This is a genomic window from Nitrospira sp. Nam80 (assembly GCF_965152575.1).
In genome coordinates, this window is record NZ_OZ224216.1 from 2502730 (window position 1) to 2514582 (window position 11853).

The window sequence follows — 11853 nt, forward strand, 5'->3', positions numbered from 1 at the left end:
TATCTCCGCGTGACGAACATTAGCCGCCCATGTCGTGCGACGGCGTCGCACGGGCATTGGGATCCGGCCATAACCCTGCCGCAATGACGCGATCAACGAGAGAAAAAGGCGCAGCGGTCCGCAAGCCGGCGGTGGTCGCCAACACTCGGTAACGCAAGCGTGCGTTCCGGTCCAGCGTACGAAAGACTCTGTCCCGCAGCGAAGCCAGTATGGGATTCCCCGTGTTCCACCACATGACCTGTTCGTCGGCCAAGCGTTGCAACATTTCTACCTGCGGCCGCCGGGCATGCTCGTAAACCTTCAAGCGATCGGCCGACCAGTCGCCTGATTGCAGGCATGAGGGAATCAGATCAGCCAGCGTCACCGCATCCACCATCGCCTGCATTCGGCCTTGGGACGCATGGGGATTCATGGCGTGGGCGGCATCTCCCAATAATGCCGCGCCGTCCGCAACCCAAGTTTTCGTCTTCACCCGTCCGGTCGGCATGTAGGCGGTCTGATTCCAGTCGACGAGGCTTTTGAAGAGATCTTCGTCCGACGGCGCAATGGCCGTCCATGCTTGCTGCAGGGACTCGAGCCCCTTGGCCTTGATCTGATCGAACGACCCGGCGGGAATCATATAAAATAGGTACACCTTTCTGCCCGCCGCCGGAAAAAGACCAAGGATCGTCCGCTGTCCCACGAAATATCTTGCTTCAGTGTCGACACGAGGACTGTCCAGAATCGCAATCAGATACCCTTCGGAGTAGAGATGCATGTCGGCCTCGATGCGAAGAGACTGGCGCACCTTCGAGAAGGCGCCGTCGGCGCCGATGACGATCTTGGCTGTGATCTTGGTGGGTTCGCCGTCTCGTTCAGCCTCCAAGCCGACAACTTGCCGGTCCTTATAACGGAGGCCGGTGAACTGAGCGTCGTACCAGAGGCCGGAAGAGTTCGCCGCCTCCAGCTCCTTCAAAATGGCATGGTGCGCCACATTGGGCAAGGTGACCAGCGCGCGGTTATAGGGCGCCGGGAGATCACCGTAATCGACGGTGCAGAGTCGCTCCCCGCCGGCCCGACAGAAATGAAACAGCCGCACGGGTTTCACGGCATCCGCCGGAAGCCTGGCGAGCAAGCCGAGTCGATCTAAAACGCGCTGCCCGTTGGGCTGAAGGATTTCTCCGCGCAGCCCGGTCGGAGGGCCGGCGCTTCGCTCCAATACGATGGAGCGGACTCCCCGCTGGGCCAGCATCAAAGCCAATACCGCGCCGCCCCCGCCCGCGCCGACAATTGCCACATCCGTTTCAAACTGGGCATGGCGGGTCATGCTTGCATCACTTCCAATCGGAATAACGCACGGCATCCGTCCACATGGACAAGAACTTTTTCCGCGCTCGCGCCGTCACCCGCGCGTCGGTGATCACATCCAGGCGTTCATCATTGTATCGGTTGCCGCTGGTTGTGTGGTTCATCGATCCGCTCACGTTGATGTCATCGTCGATCACAACCTGCTTGAGATGCATCAACCCCTCGTGACGGCTGACCTTGATTGGCACGCCGGCGAGCCGCAACGTCCGGAGCGCTGTCTTTTGCTTGGGATCGTCGAGTCTGCCGCTATCCGTGATGACCCGGACGTCCACCCCGCGCTTTTTGGCCTCGATCAGCGCCTTGACCATGGACGGCGCGGTCATGCCATAGACCGAGACATAGATGGAACGCTTGGCCCGTCCGTAAAGATGAAGGACTCGATCCAGAGGCCGATCTTCCGGCGCATAATAGACTTCGATATCGCTTGCCGCATCGGCGTCAGTGCCCGCGATGAATGAAATTGGCGAGAGGGCGCTCAGCACAATGACGAGGGCGAGCAGACGCATGGACCGGAACGCAAGACCGATCACTCGGGATCGAAAAGAGTTCGGAAATGCTCATCCGATTCCGTCCAGGCGGCCGGCCCCTCCCGGCTCAACCAGTCCCGCAAGAACGTTTTCTGTCCCGGCGTCAGCATCTGCTTGATCTGATGAGTTCGGCCTTGCAGCGGTTGGAGGAACCCAGCCCGGCGCGTGAAATCCAACGTGGCCGTTCGCACATACAGGTTCGTGTACAAGGTCGGCTTTTCATCGTCACCTTCCCCCTGCACCCATACCGATAAGAATTTCTCGAGATGAAGTCCCGCACTGTCCAAAGCCGGTTCGGTATCATGAAACAGTTCGTTCTCCGATTCCTTCAACGGAGTGGATTCCTGCGCGCGGAAGAGGAAATTTTTTTTCCACATGGGAGTATCTCCAACCGGCTGCATACTGTAAGCGGCGAACAATGAAAGTCAAGAAAGCAGTGTTCCGGAAATCATGCGCGCGCGGTGTCTCGCGCAGAGATCACGGCGAACGTCGTCACCTTGACAAGGATTGATCCTCTTTGCTAACGTCTTGAAATTCTTTTGAAACTCTTAGCGGTCGGTAGGAGCCTGCATGCAAGTCACCATAAACGGCAAGGCGGAAGAGGTCACCGGAGGCAGCGTTCTCGATCTCCTGAAAGCCAAAAACATTGAACCTCAAATGGTCGCCGTTGAGATCAATGATCAGATGGTGGAGCGCGCGCATTTCGAAACCACTCACTTGAAGAACGGTGACCAGGTAGAATTTTTGTTCTATATGGGCGGTGGCCGGTGACTATGATCGCCCACAAGGAGATCACGGAACTCATCGGCAAGACCCCGCTCGTTCGGCTCAATCGACTCAGCAAACCGGGCAGCGCGAGCATCTATGCCAAAGTGGAATCCTACAATCCGGGCGGCAGCGTCAAAGACCGCGCCTGCCTCAATATGATCAATGAGGCTGAACGACAAGGTAAACTCAAGCCGGGCGGAACGATTGTCGAATCGACGAGCGGAAACACCGGCATCGGCCTGGCTCTCGTTGCGGCAGTACGCGGATATAAACTGATCCTGGTCATGCCCGAAAGCATGAGCATGGAGCGGGCAAGTCTTCTGTCTTCATACGGAGCCCAGTTAGTTCTGACCGCCGCATGGGAAGGCATGAAGGGCTCGATCAAGGAAGCGGAAAGCATTATCGCTCAGAACCCGTCCTACTTTATGCCGGATCAGTTCTCCAACGAGGCGAATCCGGCGATCCACCGGACGACCACGGGACCTGAAATTCTGGAAGCCCTCGATGGAAAGGTGGATGCTTTTGTGGCGGCCGTCGGGACGGGCGGCACGATCACCGGCTGCGGTGAAACGATCAAGGCGCGCAATCCTAAGGCCAAAGTGATCGCGGTGGAGCCGGCGGGATCTCCTGTTCTCTCCGGCGGAGAACCGGGACCGCACAAGATTCAAGGCATCGGCGCCGGGTTCATTCCCAAGGTGTTGAACCGAAAGATTCTCGATCGTGTGATAACCGTCACGGACGATGAGGCTTATCAGACGACCAAGCTGTTGGCGAAAAAAGAGGGCCTGTTGGTCGGTATCTCTTCGGGCGCCAATGTGTTCGCCGCGCAGAAGGTGGCGGAGGAGCTCGGCCCCGGTCAAAATGTCGTGACGATTTTGTGCGATACTGGAGAGCGCTATATCAGCATCGAGAAGTACTTCAATATCTGACACCTCGCAGCGTGGATGAAGTATGATTTCGCGGGTTCAGATTTGGTGAAGTGAGGCTTCGCCAGATTACCAAAATCTCCCAGTTGTACTTGCGATTGAGAAACGAGCGACTAAATGGAATTTACTGAATCACAGATAACCCGCTACAGCCGGCACATTTTGCTTCCCGAAGTCGGCGGCAAGGGTCAAAAGAAGCTCGCGAAGGGCCGCATTCTTCTGGTCGGAGCCGGCGGCTTAGGATCTCCGGCCGCCCTGTATCTGGCGGCGGCGGGAATCGGGACCATCGGCCTCATCGACAGCGACGTCGTCGATCTGTCGAATCTTCAGCGGCAGGTTCTGCATCACACGAGCGATATTGGTCGCCCCAAGGTCGTATCCGGGAAAGAAAAAGTGCAAGCTATCAATCCCGACGTCGAAGTGCGCCTTTACGAGGAACGGCTCAACGCGTCGAACGCCCTCAAGATCTTCGCGGACTACGATGTCATCATTGACGGCGTGGATAATTTTCCCGGCAAATTTTTGATTAACGACGCCTGCTTCTTTGCCGGCAAACCCTTAGTCCATGGCGGCATTCTGCGTTTCGACGGCCGCCTCACGACGATCATTCCCAAGAAATCCGCCTGCTATCGATGTATTTTTAAGGCTCCGCCACCGCCGGGTCTGGTAGCCTCCTGCCAGGAAGCGGGCGTGATCGGCGTGTTAGCCGGCATTATCGGAACGCTGCAGGCCACGGAGGCCTTGAAGCTGCTTCTCGGGATCGGCCGTCCGCTCACCGACCGCCTGCTCGATTTCGATGCGAGGCGCACCCATTTTCGGGAAATTAAAGTCAGAAAGAATCCCGATTGTCCGCTCTGCGGAGAGCACCCGAGCATCACGGAGTTGGTCGAAGAAGGTGACATCAATCCCAGTTGTCCGATGCCGGCCCACAGTAACTAACAGGTGGTGTTTCTATGGCTAAGATGAGAGCCCTTGTTTGTCGGGAGTGCGGGAAAGAGTATCCCGTGAAGGCCATTCACGTGTGCGAGATGTGTTTCGGCCCTCTCGAAGTGAAATATAACTACGACGAGATCAAGAAGAACATCTCGAGGAAAAAGATCGAAGACGGCCCTTTGAGCATGTGGCGCTATATCGATCTGCTCCCCGTCGAAGGCGTCTCGCTGGTGGGTCCTCATGCCGGGCTGACTCCGATGGTTCGGGCCAAGAATTTGGGCGCCTACCTCGGGTTGGACGAGCTCTATATCAAGAACGATACGGTGAATCATCCTACCCTTTCGTTCAAGGACCGGGTGGTGTCCGTGGCGCTCACTCGGGCGCGCGAACTGGGATTCGAAACGGTCGCCTGTGCCTCAACGGGGAATCTCGCCAATTCAGTCGCGGCGCATGCAGCCGCGTCAGGCATGCAGTGTTATGTGTTTATCCCCGCCGATCTGGAGGCGGCGAAGGTATTGGGTAATCTTATTTACAAGCCCAACGTCGTCGAAGTCGAAGGCAACTACGACGATGTGAACCGTCTCTGCAGTGAAATCGCGGCGGAACAGGGATGGGCCTTCGTCAATATCAACATCCGGCCGTACTATGCGGAGGGCTCCAAAACCCTGGCCTTTGAAACCGTGGAGCAATTAGGCTGGCGGACTCCGGATCAGGTGGTGATTCCCATGGCGTCGGGCTCGCTGTTGACCAAGATCTGGAAAGGGCTGCATGAGCTGCAGGCTTTGGGACTCATCGAAAACGTCCGCACGAAGATCAACGGCGCCCAGGCGGAAGGCTGCTCCCCGATCGCCACGGCCCATAAAGAGGGTCGGGACTTTTTCAAGCCGGTCAAACCCAAGACGATCGCCAAATCGCTCGCGATCGGCAATCCCGCGGACGGCTATTACGCATTGAAGGCGACCGCGGAGAGCAAGGGCGCGATGGACGCCGTTTCCGATGAAGAAGTGGTGGAAGGGATCAAGTTGCTGGCGCAGACCGAAGGGATCTTCGCCGAGACGGCGGGCGGCGTGACCATCGGCGTCCTCCGCAAACTGGTGAAGCAAGGACAGATCAAAAAGTCCGACGTGACGGTGGCCTATATCACCGGCAACGGACTGAAGACGCAGGAGGCGGTGGTGGATGCGGTCGGCCGTCCGTACCGTATCCAACCGAGTTTGGTGAGTTTTCAGAAAACGTTCGCGATAGGAAAACATGGTGGTGGTGACGCATGATTAAGGTTCGGATTCCGACGCCTCTTCGTCCGCTGACCAAGGGGCAAGGCGAAGTTGAAGCGAAAGCGGCGAGCATTGTGGATATGATCGGCTCATTGGATGCAACTTATCCGGGCCTGAAAGATCGGCTATGCGACGACAAGGGCGAGTTGCGCCGGTTCGTCAACATCTATGTCAATGAAGAGGACATCCGGTTCCTCAAAGGGAAGGAAACCTCATTGAAGGATGGCGACGAGGTGTCGATCGTGCCCGCCATTGCGGGAGGATCACGATGACCAGCCTACGGTTCCATATCCGGTTTCCGGAGAACAAAATCAAGGAACCGATCATTTATGAGATCGGTCATGAGTACAAGGTCGTCACCAACGTCAGGCGGGCGGACGTGCGCGAGACCACAGGATGGATGGATCTCGAACTGACCGGCGACACGGAAGAAATCGAGCGGGCGATCCAGGGCATCCGCACGAAAGGATGCGTCGTGGATCCGATCGAATTGAACGTGGTCGAGTAACCACGTGACCCGCGCCTCCTGAACGCGTCCCGTTCCACGTATGCGCGCTTCACGTTTCACGAGAGACGAATTATGGAATTTACCGATCAACAGATCCAGCGGTACAGCCGCCACCTCATTCTCAACGAGGTCGGCGGCAAGGGCCAGACGAAACTCTCCCACGCCAAGGTGCTGATAATCGGAGCAGGTGGATTGGGTTCTCCCGCCGGGTTATACCTTGCCGCAGCCGGCATTGGAACCATCGGGCTCGTGGACGGCGATGTCGTAGATCTCTCCAATCTTCAGCGGCAAATCCTCCACTCCACCGCGACCGTCGGCAAGCCGAAAGTGGAATCGGGGCAGCAGACGCTTACCGCCGTCAATCCCGATATTACCGTCAAGACCTATCAGTATCACGTGGACGCCTCGAACATCCTAGGGTTGATCCAAGACTACGATATCATCCTCGATGGATCCGACAACTTCACCACCCGCTTTCTCGTGAACGACGCATGTTTTTTCGCGAAGCGGACGTTGATCTCCGGCAGCATTTTTCGCTTTGAGGGACAACTGACGACCATCAAACCGCACGAAGGGTTTCCTTGCTACCGCTGCCTATATCCGGAGCCCCCTCCTGCAGGGCTGGTCCCAAATTGTCAGGAAGCGGGCGTGCTCGGGGTGCTGGCTGGAACGATCGGCGTACTCCAGGCGTCGGAAGCCGTCAAAGAGATCCTGGAGATCGGAGAAACCCTGGCGGACAAATTGCTGATCTACGACGCATTGGAAATGAAGTTCCGCAAGCTGTCCCGTCCGAAAGATCCGGACTGTCCCCTCTGCGGCAGCCACCCGACCATTACCGACCTGGGCGGCGATTACCAGGTCACTTGCGCGATCTGACGTGCCGGACCTGACGATTCCCCGACACATCGTGGACGGCATGATCGCGCACGCGCGTGAAGTGGCGCCGCACGAGTGCTGCGGCCTGCTGGCCGGCCGAGCGAAGCAGGTGACGCAGCTCTATCGCATCCGGAATATCGTTGCGATGGACGGCATTGAAAAGCAGTCGCCGTTTGATCCGGACAAGGCGGCGCACCTGCAACGGCTCTCCCCCGAAGAACGCGCCGAAATCGCGTTTGTCATGGACATGCAGGAGTTCTCGTACGCGAAGAAGGACATCCGAAAGCAAGGACTCGACCTCCAAGTCGTCTACCATTCTCATCCGAAAGATCCCGCGCGGCCCTCGATCACCGATATCAAGATCGCGACCGATTACGAAGAAATCTGGCCGCAGATCAATCTTCCCGTCCCCGCCTATCTCCTCGTGTCATTGATGAACGGCGATGATCCCGATGTCCGCACCTATTGGATCAAGGGCGGCCGCGTCACGCCGGCGGATGTGCTCATCGAATAGCGCCGCTGTCCGTCTCAGGAGAAATCCTCTACCAATCATGCACCGACGGTGCCATAATGCGCCGTCACCCTCAACCATAAGGGAGTGTGCACATGAGACCGCTTGTCGCCGTCGCGTTAATCGCCCTCATGTTCTTTACTATCTCAGCACCACTTCATGTTGCAGCCGAAGAAAAGGCCTACTACAGTCCGGTCATCTATGTGGACAAGGAAAACAATCGGATTTTGATCTCCACGTTGGGCTCGGTGTTTTGGGTGGATGTGCCGGACGCAGCGAAACCCCATCTGGACACATTACCAGTGTCGGGACTGGCGGACTTTGTGGTCGAAATGAGGCCGGGACAAGCGCCCTTACTGAAAACGTGGAAGTTCGCGTCGGGGGATACGCCCTGCAAATATTTTGACGGGCAAAACTGCAAATGACCGCACTCGGTACGCCGAGCGGCGCGAGAAGAATTTTATTCCGAGCTTCCCAGCATGTCGTCGATCAGCGGGCGGTTGATGTCGAGGCATCCGGGACAGATGACATCGAACAGAGTCTCGTAGTCCGCCACGAAATTGCGCTGGTCGACTATCTGGTCGTGCATGACTTCGTCATAGCACGTGTCGCACAGCATCATAAGCCCGCGCATCACCGATACCGTTCGCCGCCCCGTGCTTCCCATGATTTCGCTCCCTAGACCGACCCCTTTTGCCGGGCGATCCAAAAGTCTTCCCGCTCAAGCTCAACTCCGCATGCCGGACATTCATAGGGCCGGTCTTCCGGCGGCAGCATGAGTTCATTCCGATCAATCCGCCCCCGGCAAACATGATAGAAGCGTCCCCTTGCATCCTCGGAATCCAGGGGATCGTTTTCATACACCAACACCATCGTGTCGCCTCTCCTATTGTCGCCGACCGATCGATAGCGCACAATCCGTCATAATCACGAGGCGATAAGATCGCCGGTGCTTGACCATATCCGGCGAGACCATCTCAGATCTCGAATTGGGCTTCATACAGTCCGGCATAGAGCCCGCCGCCGCGCATGAGTTGCTCATGCGCCCCTTCTTCCACAATGCGTCCCTTTTCAACGACGATGATCCGATCGACATCGTGCAGTGTAGCAAGCCGATGTGCAATAATGAAAGTCGTCCGACCCTCCGTCAGTTCGTGGACCGCTTCGCGAATCTTCTGTTCATTTTCCGTGTCAATATTCGAGGTCGCTTCATCAAAAATGACAATCGGCGGATCCTTGAGCAGCACTCGGGCGATCGAGAGGCGCTGCTTTTGGCCCACCGACAGTTTGACGCCTCGCTCCCCGATCCAGGTTTCATAGCTCTCCGGGAGATCGATGATGAAGTCATGGGCGCGCGCGGCCCGCGCGGCCGCTTCAATCCGGGCCTGATCGGCGCCCCGATCGCTGTAGACGATATTTTCCCTCACGGTGCCGTTGAACAGAAACGGTTCTTGCTGCACCAGCCCGATCCGGCTCCTGAGAAAGCTCAATGGAAGATCACGCACGTCATGGCCGTCGATCAAGAGTTGCCCGGACCGGACATCGTAAAAGCGGAGCACGAGCTTTAACAGAGAGCTCTTCCCCGCTCCGCTCGGCCCCACCAGGGCGAGCCGTTCACCGGCCCGGACCGCCAGATTGATATCGGACAGCACCGCCGTCTCGTCCCGGTACCCGAAGGACACCCCGCGAAACTCGACTGCGCCTCGCAGCGGCTCGGCCGGAATGACCGCCGCAGGATTGTCCTGTACATCGGGGGTCGCGTCGAGGATTTCGAACACTCGTTCACTGGCGGCCAAGGCATGCTGTAACATATGATTGACCGAATGGATCTGATTGATCGGCGTATAGAACAGCGCCAAGTACGAGAGAAACATGACAAGTTCTCCGACGCTCAGCTGCCCGGACAGCACCTCACCCGCCCCATACCAGACGATCAAGAGCGTGCCGATGCTGCCCACAAAGACCATGCCGGGCCAATAGACCGACCACAGAAACATCGCACGAAGATTGCTGGTGCTGTATTCCTGGCTGAGCCGGGCAAACCGGTCCCGTTCATAGTCATGCTGGCCGAATCCGATTGTCTCCTTGATGCCCGAGAGCGCGTCCTGGAGATAGGCGTTCAGGCTCGCGCCGCTTCGCCTGATGTCGTGGTAGTAGCCGTGAACGCGCCTGGTGAACCAGGACGCGGAGAGAATGAGCACCGGGATCGGCACCATCGAGAGCAGCGCCAATTTCCAATTGAGGAAAAACAACATCACCGTGATCCCGGCCAAGGTCAACAAAGCCGTGAGCAATCCCTCGAGCCCGTCCACGAAAATGCGCTCCACATGCTCTGTGTCGCTCGTGACTCGGCTCATAATTTCTCCGGTCGAGCGGTTTTCAAAATAACTGAGCGATAATCGCTGCAGAGCGCCGAAGACTTGCGTCCTGAGCGTATGGACTGCCTTTTGTTCCAACATATTGTTGAACCGCACGCGCAGGCTGCTGCAGATATTTCGCAGCAGGTACGCGGCAAAGAGCGCGCCCAATACCCACCACAGCAATTCCGGCCGCTTGGCTTCGATGACGTCATCAATGACGATCTTCAACAGATAAGGAGGGACCAATTCCAGCGCGGTCGCGAGGCCGGCGAAGAAGAATGTCAGCACCGCCAGTAGGCGGAACGGCTTGAGATACGAGAGTACGCGAAGAAGGGATTTCACTGGAAATCGGTGAGAACCGCCAATTAGATCACGCTGGCCGGTTGTTTCTGCCAGAACTTCTCAAACTCTTCCAACTGCGTTAAGGTGGACAAATCCGTCATGCGATCGAGAAACACCTTTCCGATCAAATGGTCGAGCTCATGCTGTATACACACGGCATAGAGGCCGGTTGCCTCAAAATCCATCGGCTTCCCGTCGCGATCCAACGCTTGGACGCGAACCAGCGACGGACGCGTCACCTTTCCCCGCAAACCGTCCACGCTGAGACAGCCTTCCCAGGATTCGACTTGCTCGGGACCGTAGAACATAATCGTGGGGTTGATGAGGACCGTCGCCGGAAACCCGCCCTCGCCGGGACAATCCATCACCACCAGTTGCTGCGAACGCGCGACTTGGGGAGCCGCCAACCCGATCCCCGGCTCGTCATACATCGTTTCAAACATATCGTCGATCGCCTGCTGGAACGCCGGTTTGCGGATCTCGGCCGGATCGACAGGCATTGCACGTTGCCGGAGCAGCGGATGCCCGAGCTTAATCACTTTTAGTAGCGCCACTGATATCCTCGGTCAAAGTGTGGAACCATCGTTTCCTCATGCTTGTGTATCTAACACACCGTTTCAATCCGTCGCAAGGCAAGCGGCCCGCGTCCGGCTGCGGCGGATTAAGAGGCTCGGCGCCGCTTGATCTCCGGAATTTCAAACCCGTCCTTTTCGGCATTCCACCATTCGATCCATTCTTGAGACCAGGCCTGGCGATCTTGCTTGGAGGAAGCCTCCCAGTCATGAAATTCGGTTTCGTGTCTCGTCAACATCCAGAGCGATTGCACCGCCGAAATGGCCACATAGCGTTCGTCATCGGCGATGAGATCGATCAGCGGTTGAATCACGCCTTTATTGCGGACATACCGCGCCTCGAACGCGGCTGTTTTGCGGATGGCCGAGTTGGAGTCCTTGGCCATGACCTCGATCGCGGCCGGGGCCGAGGAGGGATCGAGCCTGATGGCCACGCGCAAGGCATGTTCGCGGATCCGCGGCAATTCACCGGACTGTTTCGCCGTTTCAAGGAGGGCCGGCACGGCCACCGGGGACTTCAGCATCGATAAGGTTTCGATAGCGTTATACCGGACGCGAGGTCCCGGCATCGTCAAGGCCTTGGTCACTACCGGCACGACCGGTTCTCCGAGATGGACAAATTCCCCCATGGCCCAGAATTCTTGTTTGCCTTCGAGGAGAGGAAGCAGCGCTTCGGCTCGTTGTAGTTCTTCGGGCGACAGCGGCTGAGTATTCGGCGGCACCGCCACATCGGGTACAGGCACCGCCCTCTCGGGAGGAGCTTCGTAGGGCATCTGCGCGAGCAGGAGATGATCCCCGACTTGTCCCGCGGCCCATCCTGAAGCGAACCCGATCAAACTCACCAAGATGAAGAGACAGATTGTCGCTGACCTCAAGCGCATCACCATGACCATGCGTCCTTTCTTGCTC

The 11853-nt window shown here is 57.5% G+C and carries 17 protein-coding genes; 9 read left to right on the forward strand and 8 right to left on the reverse strand.

Going from position 1 to position 11853, the window contains the following annotated elements:
* Positions 1-19: 19 nt before the first annotated feature.
* From ACWGXE_RS11775 to ACWGXE_RS11785, 3 genes are read right to left on the reverse strand one after another with little or no spacing between them, the layout of a single operon-like run.
* Positions 20-1306 carry an FAD-dependent oxidoreductase gene (locus ACWGXE_RS11775; protein ID WP_447597958.1) on the reverse strand — a complete coding sequence of 429 codons (1287 nt, stop codon included), beginning with the start codon at positions 1304-1306 and terminating at the stop codon, positions 20-22.
* Between the two features lie 7 nt (positions 1307-1313).
* Positions 1314-1853: a phospholipase D-like domain-containing protein gene (locus ACWGXE_RS11780; RefSeq protein ID WP_447597959.1), complete on the reverse strand. Its 540-nt coding sequence runs from the start codon at positions 1851-1853 to the stop codon at positions 1314-1316.
* Positions 1854-1873: 20 nt separating this feature from the next.
* Positions 1874-2251, reverse strand: a complete 378-nt coding sequence (locus tag ACWGXE_RS11785) for a hypothetical protein (protein ID WP_447597960.1) — start codon at positions 2249-2251, stop codon at positions 1874-1876.
* A gap of 193 nt (positions 2252-2444) precedes the next feature.
* Here ACWGXE_RS11785 and thiS point away from each other — a divergent pair, with 193 nt between their 5' ends.
* From thiS to ACWGXE_RS11830, 9 genes are all read left to right on the forward strand, one after another.
* Positions 2445-2645 carry a sulfur carrier protein ThiS gene (thiS, locus tag ACWGXE_RS11790; protein WP_447597961.1) on the forward strand — a complete coding sequence of 67 codons (201 nt, stop codon included), beginning with the start codon at positions 2445-2447 and terminating at the stop codon, positions 2643-2645.
* A gap of 2 nt (positions 2646-2647) precedes the next feature.
* Positions 2648-3571: a cysteine synthase A gene (gene cysK, locus ACWGXE_RS11795; protein ID WP_447597962.1), complete on the forward strand. Its 924-nt coding sequence runs from the start codon at positions 2648-2650 to the stop codon at positions 3569-3571.
* Positions 3572-3685: 114 nt separating this feature from the next.
* Positions 3686-4507 carry a HesA/MoeB/ThiF family protein gene (locus ACWGXE_RS11800; protein ID WP_447597963.1) on the forward strand — a complete coding sequence of 274 codons (822 nt, stop codon included), beginning with the start codon at positions 3686-3688 and terminating at the stop codon, positions 4505-4507.
* 14 nt (positions 4508-4521) lie between these two features.
* Positions 4522-5772 carry a threonine synthase gene (thrC, locus tag ACWGXE_RS11805; RefSeq protein WP_447597964.1) on the forward strand — a complete coding sequence of 417 codons (1251 nt, stop codon included), beginning with the start codon at positions 4522-4524 and terminating at the stop codon, positions 5770-5772.
* Complete coding sequence (locus tag ACWGXE_RS11810) at positions 5769-6047, forward strand: MoaD/ThiS family protein (RefSeq protein ID WP_447597965.1); 279 nt, start codon at positions 5769-5771, stop codon at positions 6045-6047. Before thrC ends, ACWGXE_RS11810 begins: the two co-directional genes overlap by 4 nt.
* Positions 6044-6283, forward strand: a complete 240-nt coding sequence (locus ACWGXE_RS11815) for an NIL domain-containing protein (RefSeq protein ID WP_447597966.1) — start codon at positions 6044-6046, stop codon at positions 6281-6283. The genes ACWGXE_RS11810 and ACWGXE_RS11815 overlap by 4 nt, the downstream gene beginning before the upstream one ends.
* Positions 6284-6352: 69 nt before the next feature.
* Entirely contained in the window at positions 6353-7159 is an 807-nt protein-coding gene (gene moeB / locus ACWGXE_RS11820) for a molybdopterin-synthase adenylyltransferase MoeB (protein WP_447603720.1), read from the forward strand.
* A gap of 1 nt (position 7160) precedes the next feature.
* The gene (locus ACWGXE_RS11825) at positions 7161-7673 is read left to right on the forward strand and encodes a Mov34/MPN/PAD-1 family protein (protein WP_447597967.1); all 513 of its coding nucleotides are present in this window, start codon (positions 7161-7163) and stop codon (positions 7671-7673) included.
* Between the two features lie 92 nt (positions 7674-7765).
* Positions 7766-8095, forward strand: coding sequence for a hypothetical protein (locus tag ACWGXE_RS11830; protein WP_447597968.1), 330 nt, complete (start codon positions 7766-7768; stop codon positions 8093-8095).
* A 35-nt stretch (positions 8096-8130) separates the two neighbouring features.
* Here the strand turns inward: ACWGXE_RS11830 and ACWGXE_RS11835 are convergent, their stop codons facing one another.
* The 5 genes from ACWGXE_RS11835 to ACWGXE_RS11855 all read right to left on the reverse strand — a co-directional run bounded on the left by ACWGXE_RS11835 (position 8131) and on the right by ACWGXE_RS11855 (position 11831).
* Positions 8131-8337, reverse strand: a complete 207-nt coding sequence (locus ACWGXE_RS11835; protein ID WP_447597969.1) for a hypothetical protein — start codon at positions 8335-8337, stop codon at positions 8131-8133.
* A gap of 11 nt (positions 8338-8348) precedes the next feature.
* Positions 8349-8585, reverse strand: coding sequence for a hypothetical protein (locus ACWGXE_RS11840; RefSeq protein ID WP_447597970.1), 237 nt, complete (start codon positions 8583-8585; stop codon positions 8349-8351).
* A gap of 62 nt (positions 8586-8647) precedes the next feature.
* Entirely contained in the window at positions 8648-10372 is a 1725-nt protein-coding gene (locus ACWGXE_RS11845) for an ABC transporter ATP-binding protein (protein WP_447597971.1), read from the reverse strand.
* 23 nt (positions 10373-10395) lie between these two features.
* Entirely contained in the window at positions 10396-10926 is a 531-nt protein-coding gene (def, locus tag ACWGXE_RS11850; protein ID WP_447597972.1) for a peptide deformylase, read from the reverse strand.
* A gap of 107 nt (positions 10927-11033) precedes the next feature.
* Complete coding sequence (locus ACWGXE_RS11855; RefSeq protein WP_447597973.1) at positions 11034-11831, reverse strand: HEAT repeat domain-containing protein; 798 nt, start codon at positions 11829-11831, stop codon at positions 11034-11036.
* Positions 11832-11853: the final 22 nt, after the last annotated feature.

Coding starts and splice junctions, on each gene's coding strand:
- ACWGXE_RS11775 (WP_447597958.1), bottom strand. CDS start 1,306: ATGACCCGCCATGCCCAGTTTGAAACGGATGTGGCAATTGTCGGCGCG.
- ACWGXE_RS11780 (WP_447597959.1), bottom strand. CDS start 1,853: ATGCGTCTGCTCGCCCTCGTCATTGTGCTGAGCGCCCTCTCGCCAATT.
- ACWGXE_RS11785 (WP_447597960.1), bottom strand. CDS start 2,251: ATGTGGAAAAAAAATTTCCTCTTCCGCGCGCAGGAATCCACTCCGTTG.
- thiS (WP_447597961.1), top strand. CDS start 2,445: ATGCAAGTCACCATAAACGGCAAGGCGGAAGAGGTCACCGGAGGCAGC.
- cysK (WP_447597962.1), top strand. CDS start 2,648: ATGATCGCCCACAAGGAGATCACGGAACTCATCGGCAAGACCCCGCTC.
- ACWGXE_RS11800 (WP_447597963.1), top strand. CDS start 3,686: ATGGAATTTACTGAATCACAGATAACCCGCTACAGCCGGCACATTTTG.
- thrC (WP_447597964.1), top strand. CDS start 4,522: ATGGCTAAGATGAGAGCCCTTGTTTGTCGGGAGTGCGGGAAAGAGTAT.
- ACWGXE_RS11810 (WP_447597965.1), top strand. CDS start 5,769: ATGATTAAGGTTCGGATTCCGACGCCTCTTCGTCCGCTGACCAAGGGG.
- ACWGXE_RS11815 (WP_447597966.1), top strand. CDS start 6,044: ATGACCAGCCTACGGTTCCATATCCGGTTTCCGGAGAACAAAATCAAG.
- ACWGXE_RS11830 (WP_447597968.1), top strand. CDS start 7,766: ATGAGACCGCTTGTCGCCGTCGCGTTAATCGCCCTCATGTTCTTTACT.
- ACWGXE_RS11835 (WP_447597969.1), bottom strand. CDS start 8,337: ATGGGAAGCACGGGGCGGCGAACGGTATCGGTGATGCGCGGGCTTATG.
- ACWGXE_RS11855 (WP_447597973.1), bottom strand. CDS start 11,831: ATGGTGATGCGCTTGAGGTCAGCGACAATCTGTCTCTTCATCTTGGTG.